Raw genomic sequence first — 14,605 nt, 5'->3', positions numbered from 1 at the left:
CGTCCCAAGGAGAACATGAATGCAAAGCAACCCGATCGAACAGGCCGCGCTGGCAGAGATACCGGCCAGCGGTGCCGGCAACGGACTGGCGCTGCGTGTGCAACAGGTAGTGAAGCGCTACGGCGGACGCGAGGTGCTGCACGGCATCGACTTGCAGGCCGCGCCCGGCGAGTTCCTCGCCATCGTGGGCCGCAGCGGCTGCGGCAAGAGCACCTTGCTGCGGCTGGTAGCCGGCCTGGAAGACAGCGACGGCGGCGCGGTGACGCTGGACGACGCGCCGGGCCGCAAGCACCGCGAGGCGGTCCGCGTGATGTTCCAGGACGCGCGCCTGCTGCAGTGGAAGAAGGTGCTGGACAACGTGGCGCTGGGCCTGCCCCGGTCACGGCTGGCCGATGCGGCCCGTGTGCTGGGACAGGTCGGCCTGGCCGAGCGCGCGGGCGAATGGCCGGCGCGCCTGTCGGGCGGGCAGCGCCAGCGCGTGGCATTGGCGCGCGCGCTGGTGCATCACCCGCGGCTGTTGCTGCTGGACGAACCGCTGGGCGCACTCGATGCGCTGACGCGCATCGAGATGCAGGGACTGATCGAAGCCCTGTGGCAGCGGCTGGGCTTTACGGCGCTGCTGGTCACGCACGATGTCTCGGAGGCGGTGGCGCTGGCCGACCGCGTGGTGCTGATCGAAGACGGGCGCATCGCACTGGACCAGCGCGTGGCGCTGCCACGGCCACGCCAGCGTGGCTCGGCCGCCTTCGCGCAACTGGAGGATGCGGTGCTGCGCCGGGTCATGCAACGCGATGGTGCCGCGGCGCACGGCAACGACGGGTACGGCCAGGCACTGGCGCCCGTGGACGGGTCCATTGCACGTACGGCTGATTCGGTACGCTGGGCGATCTAGCGCGAGCGAGTGAGCTACTGCATGCAGGGTAGCGCATTACGCGGCAGACAAGCCGCAGGACAAGGCAGCAAACAAGTATGAAACAAAGGTCGTGCCGGCGCGTTTGAGCGCAGCCGGCGCAACCCGCGAACCAGGGGCAGCACAACGGCGGCAAGGGTGAGCGCGCAACGTCACTCATCCCGGTTCACTGCGCAAGCACTGAAGCAAAGTTTTACGCATTCTTCGTTTTCACTCAGCCAAAGGAACTTCTATCATGAGCATTCAGGCGATCAACGTACGTAACCAGTTCCGCGGCAAGGTTGCCGCCATCATCGAAGGCCCGGTAGTCTCGGAAGTCGACGTCGAGACGCCGGCCGGCATCGTCACCTCGGTCATCACCACCCGCTCGGTCAAGGACCTCGGTCTTGCCCTCGGCAGCGAAGTCGTTGCCCTGGTAAAAGCCACCGAAGTCTCCCTGGCCAAGCTTTGAAGCCTCGCCCGAGGCGCAAGCGCAACGCAAAGGAAATGGCAATGGCAAGCGCGAACGAAACAGGCGCGGGACTGACGGCACTCACCCGCTACCTCGAAGGGCTGCCACGCCGGCCCGAGCGCGATCGTCAACTGTGGCGCGACGAGCATGGACAGGTGCAGGGCCAGTTCTACAACTGTTCGCTGACCAGCGCCTTCGAGCCGCTCATCACTTTGTCCAGCCGCGACGTGGTGGCCCACGAAGGCACGCTGCGCACCTATGCCGGCGACGGCGTGGGCCTGGCCGCATGGAAGCTGTTCGCAATGGCGGCGGACGATGCCGCGCTGGTGTCGCTGGACCGGCTCTCGCGGCTGGTGCATGCCATCAATTTTTTCGCCGCCGATGGCGGCGACCGCAAGCTGGTGCTCAATGTGCATAACCGGCTGCTGGCGGCGGTGGCCGACGATCATGGCTCGGCGTTTCGGCGCGCGCTGCAATCGCTGGGGTTGCCGCTCGAACGTTTCGTGATCCAGGTACCGGCCAGCGCCAACGACGATCTGCCGCTGCTGCTGCATGTGGTGGGCAACTACCGCCGCAACGGCTTTGCCGTCAGTCTGCAGGCATCCGACCCGGCGGAGGCGGGCGCGCTGATGGCGCACGCCTTGCCCGACTGGCTCAAGCTGGACATGCGCCGCAAGTGGACCGACCGCCAGCTTGCCGGCTTGCAGGCCAGCGCGGAAAGCGCCGGTGTCGTGCTGATCGGGCGCCGGCTTGAGAACGCCGAGAACGCCGAGCGCCTGCAGGCGGCCGGCATCGCACTGGGACAGGGCAGCTTCAGCGGCGCGGCCGTGAGCGCGCGCAACCTGCACGTGATGTAGGCGGGGCCTGGCGGCGCGGATGCAGGTGATGCAGGTGATGCGGGTAATGCACGTAATGACGAATTCGAGGGCGGGGCGGCCCGGAGCGGATCCGGCTGCGTCCCGATGGTGTTCAGCAAGGAACCGATATGACGCAGACGAAGAAGCCCCCCGCGCCTGACCAGCGCGGGCAGGCGGGTGCGGGCGGGCGCGCCGCCGACGTGCGGCTGAAGGTGCCCAGGGGCTTGCAGATCCTGACGGTGCCGGGCTTGCATGGCAGCGGTCCGGAACACTGGCAGAGCCGCTGGGAACAGCGCTTTCCGGACTGGCAGCGCGTGGAGCAGCACGACTGGTCGCGCCCCAGCCTGTCGCTGTGGGCCGAGCGCGTTTCCGAAAGCGTGATGCGGGCACAGCGCGTGGCCCCGCACGGGGCCATCCTGGTGGCGCACAGCTTCGGCTGCCTGGTCACCTTGCGCCAGGCAGCGCTGGACGCCGATGGCATCGCAGGCGCTCTGCTGGTGGCGCCGGCCGACCCGGACAAGTTCGGCGTGGCCGCGCTGTTGCCGGCGCGCCGGCTGCCGTTTCCCACCATCGTGGTCGCCAGCCGCAACGATCCCTGGATGCAGCAGCGCACCGCCTTCAGCTGGGGCACGCTGTGGGGCAGCGAACTGTACGACGCGGGCATGGTAGGCCATATCAATGCCGATTCCGGCCTGAACCAGTGGCCCGAAGGGCTGGCCTTGCTCGATACCTTGATACAGCGGATCGAAGCCGACGGCAGCGCCGGGCCGTCCGGCGACCGCGCCGAGCCTTGGGAAGCGGGCGTGGAAGTGTCGTCCACGTTCCCTTATATCTAAAACGCCTAAGAACATACGTAAAGATTCGTTCTGTTTATAAGGCCGGATCTGCAGAATCTGTCTCGTAGGCTGGTGTGTTATGCACCGGCGTCATAAAGAAGCCGCCTCTGCTTCCCGGATTTCCGGCCCGAGCCTTTTGCCGAGATCCTGCTCCGGGGGCGTTTGCGACACTGACGGCACAGGCGAGACAGCATGCCCCCTTCGATTTCCCTGGCGGACAATCCGCCCCCGGCGAGGCCGGATGCCCCGCTGGCGCGCAAGGGCGTGCCAGCCGGGCCGAGCCAGCAGCGCTTTACGGTGCTTCCCGGCTTTGGCCTCTCGCTGGGCTTCACGCTGTTCTACCTGACACTGATCGTCCTGATCCCGCTGTCGGCTACCTTCCTCAAGACCTTTACGATGAGCTGGGAGGCCTTCTGGAGCGCGATCAGCGCGCCCCGGGTGGTTGCTTCCCTGCAACTCAGCTTTGGCGCCTCGCTGATCGCCGCCATCGTGAATACGGTGTTTGGACTGGTGGTGGCCTGGGTGCTGGTGCGCTACCGCTTTCCCGGCAAGCGCCTGGTCGATGCCCTGGTGGACCTGCCGTTCGCGTTGCCTACCGCGGTGGCCGGCATCGCACTGACCGCGCTGTACGCCGGTAATGGCTGGCTTGGCCGCTACCTGGAACCCCTCGGCGTCAAGGTGGCGTTCACCCCGCTCGGCGTGGTGGTGGCGCTGACGTTTATCGGCCTGCCCTTCGTGGTGCGCACGGTGCAGCCGGTGCTGGAAGATGCGGAACAGGAACTGGAGGAGGCGGCTGCCAGCCTCGGCGCCACGCGCCTGCAGACGTTTATCCGCGTGATCCTGCCGACCATCCTGCCGGCGCTGTTGACCGGATTCGCGCTGTCCTTCGCGCGGGGCACCGGCGAGTACGGCTCGGTGGTGTTTATCTCCGGCAACATGCCGATGGTCTCCGAGATCGCGCCGCTGATGATCTATTCCAAACTGGAGCAATACGACTACGCGGGTGCCACCGCGGTGGCAGTGGTGATGCTGGTGATCTCCTTTGCCCTGTTGCTGCTGATCAACCTGTTGCAAGCCTGGACGCGCCGCCACCAACAGGCCGTGCGCGTCTCGGTGACGCCGGACAAGGAGAGCTGAATTGGCTGGCATCGTAACCAAGGGCCTGGGCGGCCCGGGTGGACAAACTGCCCCCGCCGCGCGTTTTCGGGATGCCACGGGCGAGGCGCCGTGGGTGCGGTACACGGTGATTTCCGTGGCGGTGCTATTCCTCGCGCTGTTCCTGTTCATCCCGCTGGCTTCGGTGTTCTATGAAGCGCTGCGCAAGGGCGTGCAAATCTGGTTCGCGTCGCTGGTCGAGCCCGATGCCGTGGCCGCGATCCAGCTCACGCTGCTGGTGGCCGCCATCGCGGTGCCGCTCAACATGGTGTTTGGCGTGGCGGCGGCGTGGGCCATCGCCAAGTTCGATTTCCGCGGCAAGAACCTGCTGATCACGCTGATCGACCTGCCGTTCTCGGTGTCGCCGGTGATCTCCGGCCTGGTCTATGTGCTGCTGTTCGGCGCGCAGGGCTGGCTGGGACCGTGGCTGGAGGCGCACGACATCAAGATCATGTTCGCGGTGCCGGGCATCGTGCTGGCCACCATCTTCGTCACTTTTCCCTTTGTCGCGCGCGAACTCATTCCGCTGATGCAGGCGCAGGGCAGCGAGGAAGAAGAGGCCGCCATCGTGCTGGGCGCTTCGGGCTGGCAGACCTTCCGCCGCATCACGCTGCCCAATATCCGCTGGGGCCTGCTGTATGGCGTGATCTTGTGCAATGCGCGGGCCATGGGCGAGTTCGGCGCGGTCTCGGTGGTATCGGGCCATATCCGCGGGCTCACCAACACCATGCCGCTGCACGTGGAGATTCTCTACAACGAGTACAACTTCGCGGCAGCCTTCGCGGTGGCATCGCTGCTGACGTTGCTGGCCCTGGTGACGCTCGGAATCAAGACGCTGGTGGAATACCGGACGCGCGGCGAGCACTGGGAAGACGAGAACGTTGCGGCAGAGAACCCGATTGCTGGCAAATTGTCAGGACAGGCATCATGAGCATCCAGGTCAAGAATGTGCAGAAGCGCTTTGGCAATTTCGTCGCGCTCGACGATGTCACGCTCGATTTCGACGAAGGCCAGCTCACGGCGCTGCTGGGGCCGTCCGGCTGCGGCAAGACCACCTTGCTGCGCATCATCGCGGGTCTTGAGCGGGCGGACGATGGCCAGATCCTGCTGGAAGGGCGCGACGCGTCGCACCAGCATGTGCGCCAGCGCCAGGTCGGTTTCGTATTCCAGCACTACGCGCTGTTCAAGCATATGACCGTATTCGAGAACGTGGCCTTCGGCCTGCGCGTCAAGCCGCGCGCCGGGCGCCCCGGCGAAGCGCAGATCCGCGAGAAGGTGCGCTCGCTGCTGGAACTGGTGCAGCTCGACTGGCTGGCCGACCGCTATCCGCCGCAGTTGTCCGGCGGGCAGCGCCAGCGTATCGCGCTGGCGCGCGCGCTGGCGGTGGAGCCGCGCGTGCTGCTGCTCGACGAACCCTTCGGCGCGCTCGATGCCAAGGTGCGCAAGGAACTGCGCCGCTGGCTGCGGCGCCTGCATGACGAACTGCGCGTGACCAGCGTGCTAGTCACCCACGACCAGGAAGAAGCGCTCGAAGTGGCTGACCAGGTGGTGCTGATGAATCGCGGCCATGTGGAGCAGGCGGGCACGCCGGAGGCGGTTTACAACCATCCGGCCACGCCATTCGTGTACGGCTTCCTCGGCAACGTCAATCTGTTCCACGGCCGGCTGGAAGTCGGCGAGCGGGGCGGCTTGCTGCACACCGGCGCTTCGATCCTGCCGGTAATCGGCAACGGCCACGAGACCGCCGGCGATGCCGTGGCCTACGTCCGCCCGCACGATCTCGATCTGGAGCGCTATGCACCCGGCGCCGACGGCATCGCCGTGACGCTGCGCCGCGCGCTCACGCTGGGTCCCGTGGCCCAGCTCGAACTCGAACGCGAAGACACCCAGGAGGTGATCGAGGTGGCGCTGCCGCTCGAACGCTTCCGCCACCAGGGTTTCCGCGAAGGCGAGTTGCTCGCCGTGCGCCCGCGCCAGTTGCGCGTCTTCGTCCAGCCGCACTCTGCGGTACCCACGTCCGTACAAAGACAATCACAAGCCAGGGCCCATGCTGCCCCGGCGGGAGCCGCATCATGAATTTCCAGCAACTGCGTTCGATTCGCGAGGCGGTGCGCCGCGAGTTCAACCTGACCGAGGTCGCCCATGCCCTCTACACCTCGCAGCCCGGCGTATCGCGCCAGATCCGCGAGCTGGAGGAAGAKCTCGGCGTCGAGATCTTCGAGCGCTACGGCAAGCGCCTGACCGGCCTGACCGAACCCGGCCGCGAGATCGTGCGCATCGTCGAGCGCCTGTTGCTCGAAGCCGAGAACCTGCGCCAGGCCGGCGACGCGTTCGCGGGCCGGCATACCGGCCGCCTGACCGTGGCCACCACCCACACCCAGGCCCGCTATGCCTTGCCCAAGGTGGTGCAGAGCTTCCGCCGCGCCTATCCGCATGTGACGCTGGCGTTGCAGGAAGCCTCGCCAGCGCATATCGTCGAACTGCTGCTGACCGGCCAGGCCGATATCGGCATCGCTACCGAGGCGGTCGCCAGCGAGGCCGGCCTGACTTCCTTCGAGGCCTACACCTGGCGGCACGTGCTGGTGGTCTCGCCGGAGCACCCGCTGACGCGCCTGCCGGAGCCGGCGCTGGAAGATATCGCCGGCTTCCCCGTCATCACCTATGACGCCGGTTTCACCGGACGCCGCAAGATCGACGGCGCTTTTGCCGCCGCCGGCCTGCAGCCGGAAATCGTGCTCACCGCCATGGACGCGGATGTGATCAAGACCTACGCGGAGCTGGACCTGGGCGTGGGCATCATCGCCTCGATGGCCTACGACGAACGCAAGGACGCCGGGCTGGTGCGGATTGCGGCCGACCACCTGTTCGAGCCCAACACCACCAGCGTGGCAGTGCGGCGGGGCGCCTACCTGCGCGGCTATGCGCATGCCTTTATCAATATGTTCGCGCCGCACCTGTCGCGCGACACGCTTGCCAGCGCGATGTCCGAGACCACGGGCGGGCAGTTGGTGGCGGCCTGAAGACCAGGGGGACCTGGGGCGTGCGGTGCCGGTGGCGCCGCATCCTCGCCTTTCACGCCGTCCACTCTCCATTCGTCGCACGCCACTTTCGTCGCGAGCCTTGTCGGCGTAAAGTCACTACGGTTCGTGTCAGAATACGTACGAACGACGTCATATGGGACGTCATATGGAATTGATGCACCGCACTATCGACGGTGCGCGAGTCCCGCGAGAGGAGAGCGCGATGAAACGAGGCCGTGGCGGCAAGGGGCTGATTGTCCCGATCATTCTGATTGCGCTAGGCGCGGCATTCCTGGCGCAAAACAGCGGCATCCTGCCCGCCTATCTCATCCGCGAAGGCTGGCCGGTGCTGTTGATCGCCGTAGGGGCGATCCTGCTGGTACGCCGCTTTGCCTGGCGCCGTATCGACCGGCGCGGGCCGGAGCAATGAGCGCCCGCCCGGAGGGGCTGCTGCGCTGGCAATGGCGCGGCTACGCGCGCAATCACAAGCACCCGCGCAGCCTGTTGCTGCACATTGTCGCGGTGCCGATGTTCATGGCCGGCAATGTGCTGTTCGTTTATGGCGTGCTGGCGCTCTCGGTGCCGGCGGTGGGGCTTGGCGTGCTGTGCATGGCCCTGTCGATGATGCTGCAAGGCCGCGGCCATCGGCTTGAGGCGGTCAGGCCGGAGCCGTTCGCCGGGCCGCTCGATATCGCGCTGCGTATCCTGGCCGAGCAGTGGATCACGTTTCCGCGCTTTGTCTTGTCGGGACACTGGTGGGCGGCGTTGCATGGCCGCACGGCCGGTGACGATGATGCCGGCTGCAAAGTGGTCCAGCGTACACGCGGGCCGGGCAGTGGGGGCCAGAGGCTATGAGCGGCCACTACAATAACGATAACAATAGCAGTCAGTCATACCCGACTTGTCTCGCGGTCGCGTTAGTGCCGGCAGGACCGGCGCCATTTCACCCGTCGCGCAGGGAGGCCTTGCCCATATGAAATCGCTGGATCGGCTAGATCGCTGCCCCGCCTCCATTCCTTCCCGGATCTCGATCCTCGCGCGTGACCTGTTGTTCGTGCTGTGCATCAACACCATGATCGCGGTCAGCCTCAACTATGGCTTCCGCACCGGCGGCTCGTTGTGGCACAACTTCGTCTACAGCCAACTGATCGGCCTGTCGATCTGGCTGCTGATCGATGTCGCCCGCGTGCTGATCTGGTGGAACGACCGGCCCAGGCGCTGGCCCTTCCTGTGCCTGACCGGCGTTGCCGTGCCGCTTGGCGTGATCATGGGCAGCTGGGCGACACGCGTTCTCCTGAACGAACCGGCGAAGTCCTTCGAGGAAGCCGCCGACACGCTGCGCATGTGCCTGGTGGTGGGCATGCTCGCTTCGGCCAGCATGATCTACTTCTACTGGTCGCGGGAAAAGCTGGCCCACCTGGAGCGGCAGGCCGCGCTCGACGCCCTGCAGCGCGAGGAGGCGGAAAAGCAACTGGTGCGCGCGCAGCTGATGGCCTTGCAGGCGCAGATCGAGCCGCACTTCCTGTTCAACTCCCTGGCCAACCTGGATTGCCTGATCGCCACCGACCAGCAGGCCGCCCGGCGGCTGCTGCAGCGGCTGATCGGCTTCCTGCGCATGTCGCTGTCGCATACGCGCGCCGAGCAGTGCACGCTGCGCCAGGAGTTCGAACTGCTGCGCAGCTATCTCGACATCCAGGCACTTCGGTTCGGCAAGCGCCTGACCTATGAGTTCGAGCTTCCGCCCGAACTGGCCGAAGTGGAGATTCCGCCCATGCTGATCCAGCCGCTGGTGGAGAATGCGGTCACCCACGGCATCGAGCCATGCATGCGTGGCGGCAGTATCGTGCTGTCGGCACGCGCACAGGGCGACAACGCGGTACAGGTCATGATCCGGGATACCGGGGTTGGATTCGGGCATGCCATGACCAAGGGCTCCGGGCTGGGCCTGGCCCATGTGCGCGAGCGCCTGGCACGTATTTTCGGGGTCGCCGCCAGCATGCAGATGGAAGAAAACACGCCGCGCGGCGTGATTGTCCGGCTGACCTTGCCCGTCGCGCGGATACCGGCGCAAGCCGCCGTGCCGGCAACCGCAACGGCGCCGGTCAATGCCGCAGCCGGATTCGGGATGGCCCCCGTTACCCGTGCCGTGCCAGGCGTTTCCCATTCCTGAGGCGGCTGACTGCCGCGGCCGCCTCAAACGCAACCGCTGTCTCGACCGATCCGCCTCCTTACTGCCGCTTCCATGTCCCCGACCTTGTTGATCGCCGACGACGAGCCGCTGCTCGCGCGCGCCTTGCATGCCGAATTGTCCAGTCTCTGGCCCGAGGCGCAGATCGTTGCCGTGGTGCACGATGGCGTGTCCGCGCTGGAGGCGGCCCGGCAACATGCGCCCCAGGTGGCCTTCCTCGATATCCGCATGCCAGGCATGAGCGGCATGGAGGTGGCGCACGAGCTGATGACGTTCGATCCGCCGCCGCTGGTGGTGTTCGTCACGGCGTACGACCAGTTTGCGCTGGAAGCCTTCGAGCGCGAGGCGGTCGATTACGTGCTCAAGCCAGTGCAGTCCGACCGGCTGGAGGCCACCGTGCACCGCCTCAAGGCCAGGCTGGCGGCCAATACGCAGGCGAGCGAGGAGGGCGGCGCCGGCCTCGACACCGATCGCCTGGCGCAATTGCTGGCCCGGCTCGAGACGCTGGAGCCGGGTGGCTCGCCAGTGCAACAGGCACAAGCAGGCTCGCCCCAGCATGGTTACCTGCGGTTTATCAAGGCGCTGGTCGGGCAGGAGATCCGCATCATCCCGGTGGATGAAGTGATCTACCTGGAGGCGACCGACAAGTACGTCAACGTCGTGTCCGCCAGCGGCGAAGCGCTGATCCGCACCAGCCTGCGCGAGTTGTCGCAGCAGCTCGATCCGGAGCGCTTCTGGCAGATCCATCGTGGCACGGTGGTGAATATCGACTGCGTGTCCAGCGCCGTGAACCAGTCACTTGGACGACTCGCGCTCAAGCTGCGCAATCGCGCCGAGACCTTGCCGGTGGCACGCCAGTACGCCTATCTGTTCAAGCAGATGTAACGAGTGGATGTAACGAGCGGATGTCGTGCGCAGGGCACTCCTGCCGTAGGTGGTTTTACTCTATGATGCTGGTTTCGCAGCGCGCCTCGGTCCCCTGGTCCAGGACCTGGCCGGACAGCCGTGGCCGGCGCGCCAAGCCCAGCAGGATAGCCGCCCGATGACTGCCGCCACTCTCGATCCCGTTCGCAATCCGCTGCGCCACGATGCCCAGGTTATTGGCCTGGTCGGGCTGGCCCACGGCGTTTCCCACTTCTTCCATCTGCTGCTGGCGCCCCTGTTTCCATGGATCAAGGCCGAGTTCGGCCTGAGCTACGCGGAACTGGGCTTGCTGATGACGGTGTTCTTTGCGGTCTCGGCGGTGGTGCAGACCGCGTCGGGATTCGTGGTGGATCGCGTCGGTGCCAGGCCGGTGCTGTTCGGCGGCCTGGCGCTGCTGGGCACGGCAGCCTTGCTGCTGTCAGTCAGTCCCAGCTACGCGCTGCTGCTGCTCGGCGCCGGCATGGCCGGGATCGGCAACGGCGTGTTCCATCCCGCCGATTTCACCTTGCTCAACAAACATGTGTCGCAGCCACGGCTGGGCCATGCGTTCTCGGTGCATGGCATTTCGGGCAACCTCGGCTGGGCTGCCGCGCCGATCTTCCTGGTGACCATTGCCGAACTCAGCAACTGGCGCACGGCGCTGGCCTGCGCCTCGGTGGTGGCTTTCGGCGTGCTGGCGGTGCTGCTGGCCTTGCGCCACGTGCTCGACCCGCGCGGCGGTGCCGGCGCAACGTCCAGGCCTGCCGCGGCCAGGGCGGGCGGCAGCATGCTGGCATTTCTCAAGCTGCCGCAGGTGTGGATCTGCTGGGCTTTCTTCCTGGTCACCACCTTTTCGTTTTCCGGCATCCAGAGTTTCGCGCCGACCGCGCTGACCCAGCTCTATGGCATGCCGCTGACGCTGGCCACCGCGTCCTACACCGTCTATATGCTGTGCAGCGCGGGCGGCATGATCGTGGGCGGCTTCGCCGCGGGCCGCACCGGCAACCACGACCGCCTGATCGCGATGAGCTTCACCTTGTCGGGCTGCGTCGCCATCGTCGTCGGGCTGGGGGTGGTGCCGGGCGTGATGGTGCCGGTGCTGATGGGCGTGATCGGCTTCGGCGCCGGCACGGCCGGGCCGTCGCGCGATCTGCTGGTGCGCGCCGCCGCGCCGGCCGGCGCCACCGGGCGGGTCTATGGGGTGGTCTACTCCGGCCTGGATATCGGATTGGCAAGTGGGCCGCTGTTCTTCGGCATGTTGATGGACGCGCACTGGCCGAGCTGGGTCTTCTTCATGATCGGCGCCTTCCAGATGCTGGCGATCTTCACCGCCGTCACGGTGGGCAATGGCAATCGCGCGCGCCGCGCAGCGGGCGGCAGCCGCGCGGCTGCCGGCTGACGCGCTGCGCGCCTGTGCCGGTCCCGCTTCCCTGATCCACGGTTCCGCACGGAACCATCAACTGTCCGCTGCCCATGGCCAATCCTGACGCTACGTCGCAATCCGCCCCCGACGGGGTGCCGCTATCCCAGCCGGGCGGCCAGATCCTGGTCGATGCGCTGCTGGCGCACGGCGCCGAACTGGCGTTCGGAGTCCCCGGCGAGAGCTACCTGGCGGTGCTCGACGGTTTCCACGCGCGGCGCGACCGCCTGCGCTTCGTGATCTGCCGGCAGGAGGGCGGCGCGGCGGTCATGGCCGAAGCGTATGGCAAGCTGACCGGGCAGCCCGGCCTGGCGTTCTGCACGCGCGGCCCCGGCGCCACCAATGCCAGCATCGGCGTGCACACGGCGTACCAGGATTCCACGCCGATGATTCTCTTTATCGGCCAGGTCGGCAGCGACTTTGCCGATCGCGAGGCTTTCCAGGAGATCGACTACCGCCGCATGTTCGGCCAGATGGCCAAGTGGGTGGCGCAGATCGAGCGGGCCGAGCGGATTCCGGAGTACATCGCGCGCGCCTACCAGACCGCCACCTCCGGCAGGCCCGGGCCGGTGGTGCTGGCGCTGCCGGAGGATATGCTGGCCCAGCAGGTTGCGGCGACCCAGCTGGCGCATTACCAGCGCGTCATGAGTTGGCCGGGGGAGGCCGACCTGGCCCGCCTGGCTGGCATGCTCGCCAGCGCGCAACGGCCCTTTGTGATTGCCGGCGGCAGTGGCTGGACGCCCGAGGCCTGCCAGGACCTGCAGCGTTTTGCCGCACGCTACCAGTTGCCAGTGGGCTGCGCCTTTCGTTTCCAGGACCTGTTCGACAGCCGCCACGCCAGTTATGCGGGCGATGTCGGCATCGGCATCAACCCGAAGCTGGCCGAACGCATCCGCGCCGCCGACCTGGTGCTGGCCATCGGCCCGCGCCTGGGCGAGATGACCACCGGCGGCTATGCGCTGCTGGCCGCGCCGCGGCCGGCACAGGCCTTGATCCATGTCCATGCGGGCGCCGAGGAGCTGGGCAGCGTCTACCAGGCCGACCTGATGGTGCAGGCCTCGATGCCGGCCATCGCGAAACGGCTGGCCCAGCTCGATGCCCCGGCCGCGCCACGCTGGCAGGCATGGACCGCTGCCGCGCACGCCGACTACGAAACCTACCTGGAGCCGCAGCCCTATGCCGGACAGGGCGTGGACATGGCCGCCATCGTGCGCACACTGGATGCCGTGCTGCCCGCGGATGCCGTGGTGACCAACGGCGCAGGCAACTACGCCAGTTGGCTGCACCGCTATTTCCGCTATCGCCCCTTTGCCGGGGGCGGTCGTGGCCAGCTGGCGCCGACCAGCGGCGCCATGGGCTACGGCGTGCCGGCGGCCGTGGGCGCCAAGATCGCCTTCCCCGGCCGTACGGTGGTGGCGCTGGCGGGCGACGGCTGCTTCCTGATGAATGGCCAGGAACTGGCCACCGCGATGCAGTATGACGCCGCCGTGATCATCATCGTCGTCAACAACGGCATGTACGGCACCATCCGCATGCACCAGGAACGTGAGTATCCCGGCCACGTAAGCGGCACCGAACTGCGCAACCCCGATTTCACCGCGCTGGCGCGGGCCTACGGCGCGCGCGGCGCCGTCGTGACCCGCAATGAAGAATTCGAGCCGGCCTTGCGCGAGGCGCTGGCCGCACCGGTTGCCAGCCTGATTGAGATCCGCATCGACCCGGATCAGATTACGCCGCGCACTACCTTGACAGCCATACGCGACCAGGCGCTGGCCGCACGGGGCGGGTCCTGACCGCTTGCATGCTCCTTTCTGCCTTTCCACCTTTCGCCTTTGCGTTTCACCTTTCTGATCTGGGAGTCCTTCATGCGCTTTGCTACCACCGATCTTTGCGATGCCAATGAGGCACGCCTGGCCGACGGCTCGCTTCGTGTACTGGAGCCGGTATTTCAACATTTCGGCAAGCGCGCCGCGTTCTCCGGCCCGGCCGCCACGCTGAAGCTGTTCGAGGACAACTCGCTGGTGCGCGAAGCGGTCGAGTCGCCCGGCAACGGCCGCGTGCTGGTGGTGGACGGCGGCGGTTCGCTGCGCTGTGCGCTGGTGGGCGGCAACCTCGGCGTGCTGGCCGAGAAGAACGGCTGGGCCGGCATCATCGTCAATGGCTGCGTGCGCGACAGCGGCGAGCTTGCCGTATGCGATATCGGCGTGCGCGCCCTGGCCCTGCATCCGCAGAAGAGCCAGAAGCGCAATCTGGGCGAGCGCGAAGTGACGGTGCAGATGCCCGGCGCCGTGGTGCGGCCCGGCAACTGGATCTATGCCGACGCCGATGGCGTACTGGTGGCGGACAGCAAGCTGGAGGGCTGAGCATGCCCGTGGTATTTGTCTATGGCACGCTGCGCACGGGAGAGGTCAACGATCTCAACGCGGCCGCGCGCAAGCACGGCATTGCCGCGCCGCGCCTGCTCGGCGGCGCCACCGTGCCGGGCCGGCTCTATGACTTTGGCACCTATCCCGGCCTGGTGCTGGATGCCGCCGCGCCCCGCGTGGCCGGCGACCTGTACGAGGTCGAAGACGCCCTGGTGCCGGTGCTCGATGAGATCGAGGAGGTGTATCCGGGCCAGGCCTCGCTATTCATCCGCGCGGAGCACACGGTGACGGCCGGGGACCGGCAAGTGCGCTGCCTGCTGTATCCGGTGGGGGAGGATGCGGTCGTCGGCCTGCCGCCGATCGCCTGCGGGGACTGGGTGGCCTACCGGCGCGCCCGCGAAAACGATCCGTCCGCCGCAGCTTGAAGACTTGCCGGGCGGCTCACGCCGCCCCGGGCGCAGGCGCACCGCGCCAGCCACGCGATTTCCACAATGCGGAA

Annotated in this window: 16 protein-coding genes; all 16 read left to right on the top strand. The window is 67.0% G+C overall.

Features of this window, described 5'->3' with window-relative positions; genetic code table 11:
- The first annotated feature begins 19 nt into the window (after positions 1–19).
- On the top strand, positions 20–892 hold the full coding sequence (locus AC1DQ3_RS25425; RefSeq protein ID WP_477122925.1) for an ATP-binding cassette domain-containing protein: 873 nt from the start codon (positions 20–22) through the stop codon (positions 890–892).
- 253 nt (positions 893–1,145) lie between these two features.
- The gene (locus AC1DQ3_RS25420) at positions 1,146–1,361 is read left to right on the top strand and encodes a TOBE domain-containing protein (RefSeq protein ID WP_477122924.1); all 216 of its coding nucleotides are present in this window, start codon (positions 1,146–1,148) and stop codon (positions 1,359–1,361) included.
- Between the two features lie 41 nt (positions 1,362–1,402).
- Entirely contained in the window at positions 1,403–2,218 is an 816-nt protein-coding gene (locus AC1DQ3_RS25415) for an EAL domain-containing protein (RefSeq protein WP_477122923.1), read from the top strand.
- A 128-nt stretch (positions 2,219–2,346) separates the two neighbouring features.
- Positions 2,347–3,054: an RBBP9/YdeN family alpha/beta hydrolase gene (locus tag AC1DQ3_RS25410; protein WP_477122922.1), complete on the top strand. Its 708-nt coding sequence runs from the start codon at positions 2,347–2,349 to the stop codon at positions 3,052–3,054.
- 192 nt (positions 3,055–3,246) lie between these two features.
- Entirely contained in the window at positions 3,247–4,191 is a 945-nt protein-coding gene (cysT, locus tag AC1DQ3_RS25405) for a sulfate ABC transporter permease subunit CysT (RefSeq protein ID WP_477122921.1), read from the top strand.
- A gap of 1 nt (position 4,192) precedes the next feature.
- Complete coding sequence (cysW, locus tag AC1DQ3_RS25400; RefSeq protein WP_477122920.1) at positions 4,193–5,140, top strand: sulfate ABC transporter permease subunit CysW; 948 nt, start codon at positions 4,193–4,195, stop codon at positions 5,138–5,140.
- On the top strand, positions 5,137–6,285 hold the full coding sequence (locus AC1DQ3_RS25395) for a sulfate/molybdate ABC transporter ATP-binding protein (RefSeq protein ID WP_477122919.1): 1,149 nt from the start codon (positions 5,137–5,139) through the stop codon (positions 6,283–6,285). Before cysW ends, AC1DQ3_RS25395 begins: the two co-directional genes overlap by 4 nt.
- On the top strand, positions 6,282–7,229 hold the full coding sequence (locus AC1DQ3_RS25390; protein WP_477122918.1) for a CysB family HTH-type transcriptional regulator: 948 nt from the start codon (positions 6,282–6,284) through the stop codon (positions 7,227–7,229). The genes AC1DQ3_RS25395 and AC1DQ3_RS25390 overlap by 4 nt, the downstream gene beginning before the upstream one ends.
- A 223-nt stretch (positions 7,230–7,452) precedes the next feature.
- Positions 7,453–7,659: a LiaI-LiaF-like domain-containing protein gene (locus tag AC1DQ3_RS25385; protein ID WP_477122917.1), complete on the top strand. Its 207-nt coding sequence runs from the start codon at positions 7,453–7,455 to the stop codon at positions 7,657–7,659.
- Positions 7,656–8,084 (top strand): terminase, encoded by a 429-nt coding sequence (locus AC1DQ3_RS25380; RefSeq protein ID WP_477122916.1) that lies wholly within the window; start codon positions 7,656–7,658, stop codon positions 8,082–8,084. The genes AC1DQ3_RS25385 and AC1DQ3_RS25380 overlap by 4 nt, the downstream gene beginning before the upstream one ends.
- Positions 8,085–8,211: 127 nt before the next feature.
- Positions 8,212–9,399 carry a sensor histidine kinase gene (locus tag AC1DQ3_RS25375; RefSeq protein ID WP_477122943.1) on the top strand — a complete coding sequence of 396 codons (1,188 nt, stop codon included), beginning with the start codon at positions 8,212–8,214 and terminating at the stop codon, positions 9,397–9,399.
- A 72-nt stretch (positions 9,400–9,471) separates the two neighbouring features.
- Positions 9,472–10,302 (top strand): LytR/AlgR family response regulator transcription factor, encoded by an 831-nt coding sequence (locus AC1DQ3_RS25370; RefSeq protein ID WP_477122915.1) that lies wholly within the window; start codon positions 9,472–9,474, stop codon positions 10,300–10,302.
- 157 nt (positions 10,303–10,459) lie between these two features.
- A complete protein-coding gene (locus AC1DQ3_RS25365; RefSeq protein ID WP_477122914.1) occupies positions 10,460–11,719 on the top strand; it encodes an MFS transporter in 1,260 nt (419 codons plus the stop codon).
- A 74-nt stretch (positions 11,720–11,793) separates the two neighbouring features.
- The gene (locus tag AC1DQ3_RS25360; RefSeq protein WP_477122913.1) at positions 11,794–13,533 is read left to right on the top strand and encodes a thiamine pyrophosphate-binding protein; all 1,740 of its coding nucleotides are present in this window, start codon (positions 11,794–11,796) and stop codon (positions 13,531–13,533) included.
- Between the two features lie 72 nt (positions 13,534–13,605).
- Positions 13,606–14,103, top strand: a complete 498-nt coding sequence (gene rraA / locus AC1DQ3_RS25355; RefSeq protein ID WP_477122912.1) for a ribonuclease E activity regulator RraA — start codon at positions 13,606–13,608, stop codon at positions 14,101–14,103.
- A gap of 2 nt (positions 14,104–14,105) precedes the next feature.
- Entirely contained in the window at positions 14,106–14,531 is a 426-nt protein-coding gene (locus AC1DQ3_RS25350) for a gamma-glutamylcyclotransferase family protein (protein WP_477122911.1), read from the top strand.
- Positions 14,532–14,605: the final 74 nt, after the last annotated feature.

It is taken from the genome of Cupriavidus sp. 01T418 (assembly GCF_056398885.1).
Note: the sequence above shows the minus strand (reverse complement) of the source record. Positions and strands in the feature narration are given on the sequence as shown.

Excerpts from the sequence above, each read along its gene's own strand:
- rraA (WP_477122912.1), top strand. The coding sequence starts at position 13,606 with ATGCGCTTTGCTACCACCGATCTTTGCGATGCCAATGAGGCACGCCTG.
- AC1DQ3_RS25415 (WP_477122923.1), top strand. The coding sequence starts at position 1,403 with ATGGCAAGCGCGAACGAAACAGGCGCGGGACTGACGGCACTCACCCGC.
- AC1DQ3_RS25370 (WP_477122915.1), top strand. The coding sequence starts at position 9,472 with ATGTCCCCGACCTTGTTGATCGCCGACGACGAGCCGCTGCTCGCGCGC.
- AC1DQ3_RS25380 (WP_477122916.1), top strand. The coding sequence starts at position 7,656 with ATGAGCGCCCGCCCGGAGGGGCTGCTGCGCTGGCAATGGCGCGGCTAC.
- AC1DQ3_RS25385 (WP_477122917.1), top strand. The coding sequence starts at position 7,453 with ATGAAACGAGGCCGTGGCGGCAAGGGGCTGATTGTCCCGATCATTCTG.
- cysT (WP_477122921.1), top strand. The coding sequence starts at position 3,247 with ATGCCCCCTTCGATTTCCCTGGCGGACAATCCGCCCCCGGCGAGGCCG.
- AC1DQ3_RS25395 (WP_477122919.1), top strand. The coding sequence starts at position 5,137 with ATGAGCATCCAGGTCAAGAATGTGCAGAAGCGCTTTGGCAATTTCGTC.
- AC1DQ3_RS25410 (WP_477122922.1), top strand. The coding sequence starts at position 2,347 with ATGACGCAGACGAAGAAGCCCCCCGCGCCTGACCAGCGCGGGCAGGCG.
- AC1DQ3_RS25350 (WP_477122911.1), top strand. The coding sequence starts at position 14,106 with ATGCCCGTGGTATTTGTCTATGGCACGCTGCGCACGGGAGAGGTCAAC.
- AC1DQ3_RS25420 (WP_477122924.1), top strand. The coding sequence starts at position 1,146 with ATGAGCATTCAGGCGATCAACGTACGTAACCAGTTCCGCGGCAAGGTT.
- AC1DQ3_RS25365 (WP_477122914.1), top strand. The coding sequence starts at position 10,460 with ATGACTGCCGCCACTCTCGATCCCGTTCGCAATCCGCTGCGCCACGAT.
- AC1DQ3_RS25425 (WP_477122925.1), top strand. The coding sequence starts at position 20 with ATGCAAAGCAACCCGATCGAACAGGCCGCGCTGGCAGAGATACCGGCC.
- AC1DQ3_RS25360 (WP_477122913.1), top strand. The coding sequence starts at position 11,794 with ATGGCCAATCCTGACGCTACGTCGCAATCCGCCCCCGACGGGGTGCCG.